Raw genomic sequence first — 13,429 nt, 5'->3', positions numbered from 1 at the left:
CATTTCTGAGCTAGCAGATTCTGCGTTATCAGAGTGGCAGGCCAGCCTTGATGCGGTACTGGTTGCGCACCGGCATGGCGTACTGCTGCACCAGATAGGGCTGCTGCTCGCTCGGGCATTTGCCCAGGCGCTGTTGCCATTGCTCCCTGGCGGCGGCCAGCTCGGCGGCGTCGAACAGCGTCTCGGCCGCGGGAACATCGAGCTGTGCATCGCGCTCGTTCCACATCGCATACGCCAGGTAGTGCACGGGAAACAGGCGATAGCCGGTGAGGATGTGCGCATCGGTGATGGCGGCCAACTGCTTGGCGTCTTCGAAGCCGCTGGTTAGCGGGTCGCCGAAATGCACGTGTACGCGCCCTTTGTAGCCGGTGATGCCCAAGGCGATGCTCTTGTCGTCTTCACCCGGCTGTTTGGTGTAGCTGCCGGTCGTCGCACGGGTATAGAGCTCACGGGCCTTGGCGAGGTCGCAGGGATCATATTCATAGCTGATCGACACCGGAGTCAGCTTGAGGCTGCCGATGACCTCGGCGAACGGCTCGTCCTTGCGGCTCATGTGAAACATCTTGAGGATCGCCGAATCGGTACGGTCGTCGCCGTCTTTCGCGCGACCTTCGGCCTGGGCGATCCAGATCGATTCGCCGTCGTGGCGAATCGAGTGGCTGATATAGGCCGACAGCAATTGGTAGGCTGCCAGCTTCTCGCGGCGGCCGCTGATCGAGCGGTGTACGATGAAGCTCTTGTTCAGGCGCATCAGATCGCTGACGAAGGGCTTCTGCAGCAGGTTGTCGCCGATGGCGATACGTGGCGTCTGCAGCCCGGCGTGGTACACCGCGTAATTGACGAAGGCCGGATCCATGACGATGTCACGGTGGTTGGCCAGGAACAGATAGGCGCTGCCTGCCTTGAGGGTTTCCACCCCGGAGTAGGTCACGCCATCGGTGGCTTTCTCGACGGTGCGGTCGACGTAGGGCTCGATGGTGTCCTGCAGGGCTCTCACCGAATCGATGCCTCGCAACCGCGAACGCAGTCGGTGAGCTATAAGAGGTTTGAGCAGCCAGCCGAATGGCCCCGCAAGACGCGGGAAACGAAACTGGGTAAGGATGTCGAGGAACGCATCGTCGGCCAACAGGCGCGCCAGAACCGCTGGAATTTCCGCGTCGGCGTAGGGTCGGATGCTATCGAATTCGCCCATCATGATCTCTTGTGATTGTCGCTGCGATTGAGAGGTTGAGCGCCCCGTCGAGGAGAGCCGCCGCCGTTCGGGCCCGCGAGCACGACGACAGCCGACCCGAGAGGCAGCAATAGACCGCCCATTATACCCTGCAAGTCACATGGAGGCGCCCCATGCTGGAAACCCAGGACTATCAATGCCCGTATTGCGGTGAGCCGGTCGAGGCCGTGCTGGACCTGTCGGCCGGTGATCAGCAGTACATCGAGGACTGCCCAGTGTGCTGCCGGCCAATCGTGTTTTCGCTCAATACCGATGGTGTGGAGTGGCAACTGGACGTAAGGGGGGAGAATGACTGATGAAGCGGATCTACGAGCCCCAGGACCTTATGGAGGGTGAGTTGTTGAAAGGCATGCTCGCCAGCGAGGGCATTCAGGCGCATCTGGTCGGTAGCCACCTGGTTGGCGCGGTGGGCGAGCTGCCGGCCTGTGGTCTGCTGGGTATGCTGGTCGAGGATGATGATTGCGAGCGCGCCCGCCAGTTGATCGCCGAGTACAATGGTGCGCAACCGCTGCCCGGTGACGAGCCGGATAACTTCCAGGGTGTGTTGCTGTGCTGATGCAGCCGCGCGTCCCTCCCTCCTGATCGGGTCACCCATGAGTGGACGCTTCGCCCTGTTTCGCTGGACGCCTGCTTTTACGGCGCTGGCCGGTTTTCCCGCTGATCAACAGCCTCACTGGAATCTGGCGCCCGGCGCTCAGGTGCTCCTGCAGCGTGCCGATGGCGAGCAGCGTTCGCTGGCGCGGGCGCGCTGGGGGCTGACACCGCCCTGGCTCACCGACCTGTCGAAGACGCCAGCCCACGCGCGTGCCGAGACGCTGGTCGATCAGCCCATGTTTCGCGACGGCTTTCGCCTGCGGCGCGGGTTGATCCCGGCCAACGGTTTCTACGAGTGGCGCGGTGCCGCCCGCAAACGCCCCTACTGGTTGAGCGGCCAGGACTCGCTCCTTTACTTCGCGGCCATCTGGGAAGCCTATCCGGTCGACGGGCATGTCTACCTCAGCACTGCCATGGTCACTCAGGCCGCTGCCACGCTGCGTCGCCCGCTGATTCTGAATGCGCAGGATCAGCAGCGCTGGCTGGCTGCGGATACACCGCTGGAGGAGCTGAAGGCGCTGCTCGTCGGGGCACCGCAGCCCCTGCGGGAACGGGTATTGAGCAACCTGGTCAATGATCCGAAGCTCGACGGGCCGGAGTGTCTGACCCCCGCCTGACCGCTCGGCTTGCGAGCACCTCTAACAGCCCCTAGCATACGTCGCTCAGTTCTCAGGGAGATCCAGCATGAAATCGTCGTTGTCTTTCACCACTCTGGCAGCGGCATTGCTGTTGGCAGGATGCCAGGCCGTCAATACCACCAGCGGTGGAGCGGTCGGCGTCGAGCGCAAACAGTACATGTTCAGTGCGCTGTCGACCGATGAAGTCAACCAGATGTATGCCCAGTCCTATCAGGCAACGCTCAAGGAAGCCTCCACCAAGGGCGTGCTGGACAAGAACAGCGCGGATGCCAAGCGCCTGCAGCGTATCGCCGACCGGTTGATCAAGCAGGCGCCACTGTTCCGGCCCGATGCCGCTCAGTGGCAGTGGGAGGTCAACCTGATCGACAGCCCGGAACTGAACGCCAACTGCGGCCCGGGCGGCAAGATCATTTTTTACACCGGCATCATCCAGAAACTGAAACTCACCGATGACGAAATCGCCGCGGTAATGGGCCACGAAATCGCCCACGCCCTGCGCGAGCATGGCCGTGAGGCGATGTCCAAGGCCTATGGCGTGAACCTGGCCAAGCAGGGCGCCGCTGCGCTGTTGGGTGTGACACCGGACAAGATGGCCCTGGCCGATGCCGCGGTGAACTACGGCATGACCCTGCCCAACAGCCGCAGCAACGAGAACGAAGCCGACCTGATCGGTCTGGAGCTCTCGGCACGTGGCGGTTTCAACCCGAATGCGGCGGTTACCCTGTGGGAGAAAATGGCCAAGGCCAGCGAGGGTTCGCCACCTGAGTTCATGAGCACTCACCCCGCGTCTTCGAGCCGCATCGCATCCCTGCAGGCCGCCATTCCGAAGGTGATGCCGCTGTATCAGCAAGCGAAGAAGTGATCTGGACAGCGTGCGTGATCGTCCTGGGCTAGCCGTTTTTCGGCTGCGCGGGAGTCGTTCGTGAAAATTGCCGTCGTCGGCGCGTCGGGCCTGCTCGGTCATCACGCGGCGCGCGCGGTCAAGGCTGCCGGGCATCAGCTGGTACTGGTCCATCGTCTGTCTTCGCGCATCGAGCGCCTGGCCTATCTCGGTGCAGAATGCCGGGCAGCCGAGCTGCTCGATCAGCGGGCTCTGACCAGGGCCCTGCAGGGCGTAGACGGCGTGATTTTCTGCGCTGGCTATTATCCGCAGCGGCCCCGCCACTGGCAGGACGAGGTCGCCAGCGCGCTCGATCAGACCCAGCGTTTCTACAACGCCTGCCAGGCTGCCGAGGTGACGCGCAACGTCTACGTCGGCTCGGCCATCGCGCTGCCTCGGCACCCATCGGGGCAGCCTGGGCATGAGGGGCTGTTCTACGACGAAATGCCGCGCTCGCGTAATGCCTACCTTCTGTCCAAATGGGCGCTGGACCAGCAGGCCCGTGAGCAGGCGCGTGCCGGGCTGCCGGTGGTGATCGCGATTCCCGGCCTGTGTATCGGTGAGCTGGATGCCGGGCCAAGCAGCGGGCGGCTGATCACTGCCATCGACAGTGGCGAGATGCGCGGCTACGTGCCGGGTCAACGCAATCTGATCGATGCCAGCGAAGCGGGGCGTGGCTTGCTGTTGGCTCTGGAGCATGGCCGTGTGGGGGAACGCTACCTGATCACCGGCGAGAACATTCCGATGGCCGATCTGGTCGGGCGTATCGCCGAGCGGCTGGGTGTCGCCGTGCCGGCAGAGTTGTCACTGAACAAGGCCAACGGTCTGGCGGCATGGGGCAGGCTGCGTCATCGCCTCACCGGCGCCTGGCCGTGGCTCGATGAGACGGCCATCGCGCTGATGTCCGGAAGCCAGTTCCTCGACGGGCGCAAGGCCCGTGAAGAACTGGGTTTCGTTGCCCGCCAGTCGGTGGACGATACCTTGCAGCGCAGCATTCAGTGGTTCGCCGAGAACGGCTATCTGCGCCGTCGCCCGGCTTAGCGGCTGTTGACCTTTCGGCGCCGCCGCGGTGAAGCGTCAGCAGGCCTCGGCGATCACTTGCCGACGAGGCCGCTCAGCAGCAGTGCCTGATAGGCCGCATAGAGCGCCAGCGCCGCGAAGGCGGTGGCGGCCAGCCGACGGATCAGGGTGAGGGGCAGGCGATCAGCGGCGAAGTTGCCAGCCAGTACCACCGGCACGTTGGCGATCAGCATGCCCAGGGTGGTGCCGATGACCACCATGATGAAGTGTGGGTACTGGGCGGCGAGCATCACGGTGGCTACCTGGGTCTTGTCGCCCATTTCGGCCAGGAAGAAGGCGATCAGGGTGGTCAGGAATGGGCCGTAGCGTCTCAGGTTGGAGCTTTCGTCATCGTCGAGCTTGTCCGGAATCAGCGTCCACAGCGCCACGATGATGAACGAGGCGGCGAGTATCCAGCTGAGCAGCGCGGGCGAGAGCAGCCCCGCTACCCAGTTACCGACCGCGCCAGCCACCAGGTGGTTGGCCAGCGTGGCAACCACCATGCCCCAGATGATCGGCCACGGCCTGCGGAAGCGCGCGGCCAGCAGCAACGCGAGCAGCTGCGTCTTATCGCCGATTTCCGCCAGGGCGACGATCAGGGTGGGAACGAAAAGAGATTCCAGCATCAGGTTTCCTAAAGGGGCGGGTAGACACGGCTATGACACGTACAACCTTCCCGCCCCGGGTAAGGTGTTCGTGTCATAGGTCTTGTCAAACCCTGCGCGGCACTCGTGCTTGCTGTGGCCGAGTTGCGCAGACCCGTCTTGGCGGGTCTTGGGTCGCACGCACCATGGTCAACCGACCAAGTATGTTGATGCATGCCGGGCGAGCTGGCGCTCGCGGGAGACTACTCCCCTAGGACGCGCGCATTCTGCCCAAGTGGGGCGCTTTGGGCAAGGCCTGCGCCGTTGTGCCGCAGGCCCGATGCGTCAGCGGCTGAGCGCCTGGTAGATGCGGAAGCCCTCGGCATCGGCCAGGGTGTGGCAGGTGCCGATATGCTGTTCGATCAGGGGCGGGTATTTGAGGAAACGGTTGGCCACCAGGCGAATCTGCCCACCCTTGCGCAGATGCTTGCCGGCCTGGCGCAACAAGTCCTCGCTGGCCTGATAGTGGGTGTGCACGCCCTGGTGGAAGGGCGGGTTGCTGAGGATCGCGCTCAACTCCGAGGGCGCCGCGGCGATGCCATCACCGCTGATGACGTCGGCTTCCAGGCCGTTCGCGGCAAGGGTCAGGCGGCTGCTGGCGACGGCGAACGCATCGACGTCCAGCAGGGTGACGTGGCTGTGCGGATAGCGGCGCTTGAGCACCGCGCCGAGTACGCCGGCGCCACAGCCGAAGTCCAGCAGATGACCGCTCGGCAGCTCCCCCAGATGGTCGAGCAGCAGGGCGCTGCCGATATCCAGCCGGCCGTGACTGAACACGCCTGGAAGGGTGATCACCTCGAGCGGGCCGTCATCGAGCGGCAGTGTGTAGCGCTGCGCCAGTGCGCAGAGGTCCGGGGTGGCAGGGGCCTGATCCACGCGCACTTGCCAGAGCTGGCAATGACGTGCGCTGTCGAGCTTGCGCGGCGTGCCATAAGCGGCCATCTGTTTGGCCGCACGCTCGACACCTGCGCGCTTCTCACCGACCAGATAGAGCACGCCGCCTGGCAGGCGGGCCGCCAGAGCGTCGAGCAGGTAACCGGTCAGCTCGCGGGACTTGGGCAGAAACAGCACGGCAGAGTCGAAGCTGGCCTGCGGCGGGGCCACGCCAAACGAGCTGCGTTCGGCGAAGCGCGCTTCGAGTCGGCCGTGGTCGCCAGCGTGCCAACTCCAGCCAAGGGCGTGTGGCAGTTGTCCGAGCAGGTCGTCGGCCGGGAGCCCCGCGAGCAGCATCGGGCCGTTGAACAGCTCGGCCTGACGCAGCAGCACTTCACTTCGCGGATCCATGAGATCTCCCCCGGCAAAAGCGCGAAGGGTAGGGGCGCCAGCTTCAAGCTGCAAGCCCAAAGCCGACGGAGAACGGAAGAGCCCTCAGTTCACCTGACGTATTGCCTGGCCTGACAGAAAGCCTGCGGCATTTTCCGCCAGTTGCCCGACGATCCGCTGGCGCGCCTCGCGACTGCCCCAGGCGCTGTGCGGGGTGACGATCAGGCGAGGAATGTCGGCAGCCAGCAGCGGGTTGCCATCGCGGGGTGGTTCCTGGGTCAGCACATCGGTGGCCGCGCCGCCGAGCTTGCCGGCACGCAGGGCATCGGCCAGGGCCTGCTCGTCGATGAGGCCCCCACGCGCGGTATTGATCACGAAAGCGCCGGGCTTGAGCAGGCCCAGTTCGCGGGCGGTGATCAGGTTGCGGGTCTGCTCGGTCAGCGGGCAATGCAGGGTCAGTGCGTCGACCTGGGGCAGCAGCTCATCGAGCGGCAGGCGATCCGCCCGCGGTGGGCGGCCTGGCAGTTGCCCGTAGAGCACGCGCATGCCGAAGGCTTCGGCCAGCCGGGCGACGGCGCCCCCCAGTTCACCGTGGCCGAGCATACCCAGGGTCTTGCCTTCGAGCTCGACGATCGGGTGGTCGAGCAGGCAGAACATCGGCGATTGCTGCCAGCGACCGGCGCGGATGTCACGCTGGTACTCCGCCAGGCTGGTGGCCAGGGCGAGTAGCAGGGTGAGGGTGTGCTGCGCGACCGAGGGGGTGCCGTAGCCCTGGCAGTTGCAGACGGCGACGCCACGGCTGCGGGCGGCATCCAGGTCGACATTGTTGGTGCCGGTGGCGCTTACCAGTACCAGTTGGAGATCCGGGCAGGCGCCGAGCACCGAGGCGTCGATCACTGCCTTGTTGACGATGGCCACGCGGGCGCCCTGCAGTCGTTCGATGACCTGTTCCGAGGTACTCCGCTCGTGGAGCACCAGCTCGGCGAACTGCTCGTGCAGTGGAGTCATGTCCAGGTCGCCCAGATCGAGGGAGCGATAGTCGAGAAATACTGCGCGGCCGGTTTTACTCATCAGCTGTACCTTTCTGGCGTTCTTGTCGGGAGGTAAAGTGCAGCCTATCAGAACCTCTACGCCACTGGCGGCGGCTTGACCCGCGAGGGCCACGACCGGACCGCCGAGTGCCGAACACCGTTTGAAGCCGATGCGGAGCCGTTATGTACTGGATGGAATTCTTCACCGTTGCCCTGATCCACCTGCTGGCAGTGGCCAGCCCCGGGCCGGACTTCGCCATCGTGGTGCGCGAGAGCGTCGCGCACGGACGCCGCACGGGTGTGTTCTGCGCGCTGGGCGTGGGCATGGGGATCTTCGTTCACGTGGCATATTCGCTGCTGGGTATCGGCCTGATCGTTTCCCAGTCCATCGTACTGTTCAATGCCTTGAAGTGGCTGGCAGCCGCCTATCTGCTGTACATCGGCTTCAAGGCACTGCGCGCCAGGCCGGCCACTGCGGCTGCTGCCCGGAACCAGGCTCCAGCGCTTGCGCGCACGCGCCGCGGGGCCTTCGTCACGGGCTTCGTCACCAATGGCCTGAACCCCAAGGCAACGCTGTTCTTCCTGTCGCTGTTCACCTTGGTGATCAACCCCCACACGCCGCTGCTGGTTCAGGGCGGTTACGGCGTTTACCTGGCAGTGGCAACCGCATCGTGGTTCTGCCTGGTGGCCATGCTCTTCAGCCATCAGCGGGTGCGTGATGGTTTTGCCCGCATGGGGCACTGGTTCGATCGCCTGATGGGCGCGGTGCTGGTCGGCCTGGGTATCAAGCTGGCCTTCACCGAGCTGAAGTGAGGAGCACGGGAGTGCTCCTGCTTCACTGAGCGTCAGATGATTTCCACGGCGATTGCCGTCGCCTCGCCACCGCCAATGCACAGCGAGGCGATGCCACGCGTGCCGCCGGTCTGGCGCAGCGCGTTGATCAGCGTGATGATGATCCGCGAGCCGGTCGAACCCACCGGGTGACCCTGGGCGCAGGCGCCGCCGTATATGTTCACCTTGTCGTGATCGAGGCCGTGTTCGCGGATGGCCAGCATGCTGACCATGGCGAAGGCTTCGTTGATTTCGAACAGATCGACCTCATCCTTGTGCCAGCCGACCTTGCGCAGCAGGTTGCCGATGGCGCCGATCGGGGCAAGGGTGAACTCGCTGGGATCCTGGCTCTGCGTGGCGTGCGCGACGATTCGTGCCAACGGTTTGAGGCCGCGCGCCGTGGCCTGTTCGGCACTCATCAGCAGCAGCGCGCTGGCACCGTCGGAGATCGAACTGGCGTTGGCCGCGGTAATGCTGCCGTCCTTGCCAAAGGCTGGCTTAAGAGCAGGAATACGCTCGATCCTGGCACTCAGGGGCTGCTCGTCTTCACTCACCAGTACGTCGCCCTGGCGGGTGCTCAGGGTGACGGGCACGATCTCGTCGGCCAGCAGCCCTGTGGCCATGGCATGCTGCGCGCGGCGCAGCGATTCGATGGCATAGGCATCCATGGCTTCGCGGGTAATGCCATGGCTGTCTGCGGTTTCCTGAGCGAAAGAGCCCATCAGACGGCCCGTGCGGGCATCCTCCAGGCCATCGAAGAACATGTGGTCCTTGACCTCGCCATGGCCCATGCGCAGGCCTCCACGGGCCTTCGGCAGGAGGTACGGGGCGTTGGACATGCTTTCCATGCCGCCGGCGATCATCACCTCGTTGCTGCCAGCCTTGATCAGATCGTGGGCCAGCATCACGGCTTTCATGCCCGAGCCACAAAGCTTGTTGAGGGTGGTGCAGCCTGTGGCACTGGGCAGCCCGGCGGCCAGGGATGCCTGGCGGGCCGGCCCCTGCTTGAGCCCCGCGGGCAGAACGCAGCCCATGATCACTTCCTGCACATCGGCCGGCGCTATACCTGCCTTGGCTACCGCGGCGCGAATCGCCGCAGCCCCCAGTTCAACGGCGCTGAGTGTCGACAGGCTGCCCTGAAAACCACCCATGGGCGTACGAGCGCCGCTGACGATGACGATCTCTGACATGCTCTACCTCGTTCTAGTTGGTTATGGCGAAACCTGCATGGCGGTTCCAGCATGACGGCAGAATCATCCTTTCGGCTGATTGAACGGGCGCGCGCCCGCGCTACCGTCGGCCAGAGTGCCAAGACACTCAGGCTTCGCTACCAACAATAGTCCAGAACAGGTGAGCCCATGCTGCAGACCCGCATCATTCCTCCCGCTGCCAATGCCCATCAATACCCACTGCTGATCAAGCACCTGCTGCTCTCCGGCTGTCGCTACGAGAAAACCCGCGAGATCGTCTACCGGGACACCCTGCGCTACAGCTACGCGACCTTCGCCGAGCGGGTGGCTCGCCTGGCCAACGTGCTTGCTCAGGCGGGGGTCAAGGCCGGGGACACGGTGGCGGTCATGGACTGGGACAGCCATCGTTATCTGGAGTGCATGTTCGCGGTGCCGATGATCGGTGCGGTGCTGCATACCATCAACATCCGTCTGTCACCCGAGCAGATCCTTTACACCATGAACCACGCCGATGACCGCTTCGTGCTGGTCAACAGTGATTTCGTGGCGCTTTATCAGGGCATTGCCGATCAGCTCACCGGTGTCACCGGTACGCTGCTGCTGACCGACGCTGGCGATTGCCGTGCAGCGCTTCCCAACCTGCTCGGCGAGTACGAGAGCCTGCTCGCGGCAGCCAGCCCGGTATACGAGTTCGCCGACTTCGACGAGAACTCCGTGGCCACCACCTTCTACACCACGGGGACCACCGGCAACCCCAAGGGCGTGTATTTCACCCATCGGCAACTGGTGCTGCACACCCTGTCCATGGCCTGCACGGTCGGCAGCCTGGACAGCATCCGCCTGATGGGCAGCGACGATGTCTACATGCCGATCACGCCGATGTTCCACGTGCATGCCTGGGGCGTGCCCTATGTCGCCACCCTGCTGGGGGTCAAGCAGGTCTATCCGGGGCGTTACGAGCCGGAAATGCTCTGCAAGCTGATCAAGGGTGAGCGGGTGACCTTCTCCCACTGCGTGCCGACCATCCTGCAGATGCTGCTCGGCGCCCCGGGTGCCCAGGGATACGATTTCAAGGGGTTGAAGATCATCATCGGGGGCAGCGCCCTGAATCGCACCCTCTACGATGCGGCCAAGGCCAGCGGCATCCAGCTCACGGCAGCCTATGGCATGTCGGAAACCTGCCCGCTGATTTCCTGTGGTTACCTCAACGAGGAGTTGCTGGCGGGCAGTGAGGACGAGCGCATCACCTACCGCATCAAGGCGGGTATTCCAGTCCCACTGGTCGAGGCGGCGATCATGGACGCCGACGGCCAGCAGTTACCAGCCGATGGCGAAACCCAGGGTGAACTGGTGTTGCGCTCCCCCTGGCTGACCCAGGGCTATTACCGCGAACCGGACAAGAGCGAGGAGCTGTGGGCTCATGGCTGGCTGCACACCGGCGATGTGGCGACTCTGGACGCCATGGGCTTCATCGAGATTCGTGACCGCATCAAGGATGTGATCAAGACCGGTGGCGAGTGGATATCTTCCCTGGAACTGGAAGACCTGATCAGCCGTCATCCCGCAGTGCGTGAAGTCGCGGTGGTTGGCGTGGCCGATCCGCAGTGGGGCGAGCGCCCGTTCGCGTTGGTGGTGGCGAAGGAGGGGCAGGAGATGGACGCGAGGATTCTCAAGGAGCACCTCAAGCCTTTCGTCGAGCAGGGCCACATCAACAAGTGGGCCATTCCCACTCAGATCGCCCTTGTTACCGAAGTTCCCAAGACCAGTGTGGGCAAGCTGGACAAAAAGCGCATTCGCGTCGACATCGCGCAGTGGCAGGCGGCAGGAAGTGGGTTTCTGTCGACCCTGTAAGGCACGAATTTCAACGGCGAAAATGTGACTGATCAGTCAAACAAGCGTTTGGCTTGCTAATTGCTGGATTCGAGCCATTCTTGGCTTGTCACGGATGGGACTGATCCGTCGAAACCTGCGAGCCAGAGTGTCTCGAGCACTGTAAATCACTCTTTCGGGTGATCACCCGGCAAGGCTCGCTGGCTATAGTCAATCAGCCATAACAAAAACAAATGGAGTAGCGTCGATGACCAACACAACAAGGCCGTTCTGGCGTCTGGCAAAACTGCCGCTGGCCGTCAGCCTCGCATCAGCTCTCGCCAGCCCGGCATTCGCCGTCAATTTCAATATCGGGGAGATCGAAGGACAATTCGATTCGTCGCTGTCGGTAGGGGCCAGTTGGTCGACGTCCAAAGCTGACAAGAATCTGATCGGTGTCAACAACGGTGGTTACGGGCTTTCGCAAACCACTGACGATGGCCGGTTGAACTTCAAGCGTGGCGAGACCTTCTCGAAGATCTTCAAAGGTATCCACGATCTCGAACTCAAGTATGGGGATACTGGTGTTTTCGTACGTGGCAAGTATTGGTACGACTTCGAACTCAAGGACGAGGGTCGCGAGTTCAAGGACATCAGTGATTCCAACCGCAAGGAAGGCGCCAAGTCTTCTGGCGGCGAGCTGCTCGATGCATTCGTCTACCACAATTACAGCATTGCCGATCAGCCCGGTACCGTGCGTCTGGGCAAGCAGGTAGTCAGCTGGGGCGAAAGTACCTTCATCCAGAACAGCATCAATGCGATCAACCCGGTAGACGTCGCTGCGTTCCGCCGTCCCGGTGCCGAGGTCAAGGAGGGGCTGATTCCGGTCAACATGTTCTACGTGTCGCAAAGCCTGACCGATAATCTGTCTGCGGAGTTCTTCTATCAGCTGGAGTGGGACCAGACCGTCGTCGACAACTGCGGCACCTTCTTCTCGCAGCCTGACGTTTACGCGGATGGCTGTAGCGACAATCTGGCCGTTCTCAGTCCTGCCCTCGGGGCGCTGTCAGGGTTCGGTGCCGCGGCTGGCGCAGGCTATCGCACCACCTCCGAAGGGGTGATCGTTCCTCGCGGTGCCGACAGAGATGCCCGTGACGATGGTCAGTTCGGCCTCGCGCTGCGTTGGTACGCGCAGGAGCTGGATACCGAGTTCGGTGCCTATTTCATGAATTATCACAGCCGTGCGCCGATCTTCAGCGGACAGGCAGCTTCCGCAGCAACAGTAGCTGCTGCACGGTCAGCGCCTACCGGGCTGGCTACTTCATTGATATCGGCCCGCTGTGCGACGCTCGGGGCTACATGCGCTACGCCAGGAGGGTTGGCCGCGGTCAGGAATGCCGTGCTTTCCAGCGCCCAATTCCAGACTGCCGCTACAGGTCTGGCGTCTGCTGCGATTGCGGGCAATAGCCGTTACTTCATCGAATATCCTGAAGATATCCGTCTTTATGGGTTGAGCTTCTCCACCACGTTGCCGACAGGCACCGCTTGGAGTGGTGAAATCAGTTACCGGCCGAATGCCCCCGTACAAATCAACTCGACCGACATTCTCTTTGGTGGTTTGACCCTTATCGACCCATCCGTGTCGCCGATCCAGGCAGTCGCGGGGCAGGACAGTCACGGTTACCGCCGCAAGGAAATCACCCAGCTGCAAACCACGTTCACTCACTTCTTCGACCAGGTCATGGGTGCAGCCCGTATGACCGTCGTCGGTGAAGTGGGCTGGACGCACGTCGGCGGCCTGGAGAGTGTTTCGGAAATCCGCTACGGCCGCGATCCCGTATTCGGCCCAGGCCCATTGGCGGGCGGGCGTTGCCAGTCGCTCAACGCTAGCACCATCGGTGCAGGCGATGCGCGGAACGTCAGCCGCTACTGCGAAAACGATGGTTTCACCACCTCCGATTCGTGGGGCTATCGCATGCGGGCCATCTGGGATTACAACGATGCATTCGCCGGCGTGAACCTCAAGCCCAACGTGGCCTGGTCCCATGACGTGAAGGGTTATTCCCCAGGCCCAGGTGCCAACTTCGAAGAAGGCCGCAAGGCCGTCAGCCTGGGCGTCGATGCCGAGTACCAGAACACCTACACGGCCAGCCTCGCCTACACCAACTTCTTCGGTGGTGACTATAGCGTGCAGGACGATCGCGACTTCGTCGCCCTCAGCTTCGGCATGAACTTCTAAGCGCCCGTATTCATAGGAAA

At 63.2% G+C, this 13,429-nt stretch carries 13 protein-coding genes and 1 riboswitch; of the genes, 8 read left to right on the top strand and 5 right to left on the bottom strand.

Translation table 11 applies throughout. The features are described 5' to 3' along the window. Window positions 1-28: 28 nt before the first annotated feature. The gene (locus tag ACT9T4_RS06855) at window positions 29-1,195 is read right to left on the bottom strand and encodes a 1-acyl-sn-glycerol-3-phosphate acyltransferase (protein WP_042555206.1); all 1,167 of its coding nucleotides are present in this window, start codon (window positions 1,193-1,195) and stop codon (window positions 29-31) included. Between the two features lie 149 nt (window positions 1,196-1,344). Between ACT9T4_RS06855 and ACT9T4_RS06850 the strand changes: the two genes are divergently transcribed. The 5 genes from ACT9T4_RS06850 (at window position 1,345) to ACT9T4_RS06830 (ending at window position 4,384) form a co-directional block, all read left to right on the top strand. Next, window positions 1,345-1,527 (top strand): CPXCG motif-containing cysteine-rich protein, encoded by a 183-nt coding sequence (locus tag ACT9T4_RS06850; RefSeq protein ID WP_042555207.1) that lies wholly within the window; start codon window positions 1,345-1,347, stop codon window positions 1,525-1,527. Continuing rightward, on the top strand, window positions 1,527-1,787 hold the full coding sequence (locus ACT9T4_RS06845) for a putative signal transducing protein (RefSeq protein WP_499116183.1): 261 nt from the start codon (window positions 1,527-1,529) through the stop codon (window positions 1,785-1,787). Before ACT9T4_RS06850 ends, ACT9T4_RS06845 begins: the two co-directional genes overlap by 1 nt. A 37-nt stretch (window positions 1,788-1,824) precedes the next feature. Further along, window positions 1,825-2,442 carry an SOS response-associated peptidase gene (locus ACT9T4_RS06840; protein ID WP_179537521.1) on the top strand — a complete coding sequence of 206 codons (618 nt, stop codon included), beginning with the start codon at window positions 1,825-1,827 and terminating at the stop codon, window positions 2,440-2,442. 67 nt (window positions 2,443-2,509) lie between these two features. Beyond that, window positions 2,510-3,325: a M48 family metallopeptidase gene (locus ACT9T4_RS06835; protein ID WP_042555210.1), complete on the top strand. Its 816-nt coding sequence runs from the start codon at window positions 2,510-2,512 to the stop codon at window positions 3,323-3,325. A gap of 60 nt (window positions 3,326-3,385) precedes the next feature. Further along, on the top strand, window positions 3,386-4,384 hold the full coding sequence (locus ACT9T4_RS06830; RefSeq protein ID WP_499116181.1) for an NAD-dependent epimerase/dehydratase family protein: 999 nt from the start codon (window positions 3,386-3,388) through the stop codon (window positions 4,382-4,384). A gap of 53 nt (window positions 4,385-4,437) precedes the next feature. Here ACT9T4_RS06830 and ACT9T4_RS06825 read toward each other — a convergent pair whose 3' ends face one another. The 3 genes from ACT9T4_RS06825 to ACT9T4_RS06815 all read right to left on the bottom strand — a co-directional run bounded on the left by ACT9T4_RS06825 (window position 4,438) and on the right by ACT9T4_RS06815 (window position 7,380). After that, window positions 4,438-5,025: a TMEM165/GDT1 family protein gene (locus ACT9T4_RS06825; protein ID WP_179540002.1), complete on the bottom strand. Its 588-nt coding sequence runs from the start codon at window positions 5,023-5,025 to the stop codon at window positions 4,438-4,440. A gap of 90 nt (window positions 5,026-5,115) precedes the next feature. Next, window positions 5,116-5,270, bottom strand: a riboswitch (yybP-ykoY riboswitch). Between the two features lie 61 nt (window positions 5,271-5,331). Further along, complete coding sequence (locus ACT9T4_RS06820) at window positions 5,332-6,330, bottom strand: methyltransferase (RefSeq protein WP_042555213.1); 999 nt, start codon at window positions 6,328-6,330, stop codon at window positions 5,332-5,334. Between the two features lie 84 nt (window positions 6,331-6,414). Further along, complete coding sequence (locus ACT9T4_RS06815; RefSeq protein WP_179537524.1) at window positions 6,415-7,380, bottom strand: 2-hydroxyacid dehydrogenase; 966 nt, start codon at window positions 7,378-7,380, stop codon at window positions 6,415-6,417. Between the two features lie 143 nt (window positions 7,381-7,523). Here ACT9T4_RS06815 and ACT9T4_RS06810 point away from each other — a divergent pair, with 143 nt between their 5' ends. Continuing rightward, window positions 7,524-8,153, top strand: a complete 630-nt coding sequence (locus ACT9T4_RS06810) for a LysE family transporter (protein ID WP_499116179.1) — start codon at window positions 7,524-7,526, stop codon at window positions 8,151-8,153. Window positions 8,154-8,185: 32 nt separating this feature from the next. Here the strand turns inward: ACT9T4_RS06810 and ACT9T4_RS06805 are convergent, their stop codons facing one another. After that, entirely contained in the window at window positions 8,186-9,361 is a 1,176-nt protein-coding gene (locus tag ACT9T4_RS06805; RefSeq protein ID WP_499116177.1) for an acetyl-CoA C-acyltransferase, read from the bottom strand. A 168-nt stretch (window positions 9,362-9,529) separates the two neighbouring features. Here ACT9T4_RS06805 and ACT9T4_RS06800 point away from each other — a divergent pair, with 168 nt between their 5' ends. Both ACT9T4_RS06800 and ACT9T4_RS06795 read left to right on the top strand, forming a co-directional pair. Then, window positions 9,530-11,212, top strand: coding sequence for a fatty acid--CoA ligase (locus ACT9T4_RS06800; protein WP_499116175.1), 1,683 nt, complete (start codon window positions 9,530-9,532; stop codon window positions 11,210-11,212). A gap of 226 nt (window positions 11,213-11,438) precedes the next feature. Beyond that, window positions 11,439-13,409 (top strand): DUF1302 domain-containing protein, encoded by a 1,971-nt coding sequence (locus ACT9T4_RS06795; protein WP_042555218.1) that lies wholly within the window; start codon window positions 11,439-11,441, stop codon window positions 13,407-13,409. Window positions 13,410-13,429: the final 20 nt, after the last annotated feature.

The sequence above is a fragment of the Pseudomonas sp. SZ40 genome (assembly GCF_052958135.1).
This window is presented reverse-complemented; position numbering and strand designations above follow the sequence as displayed.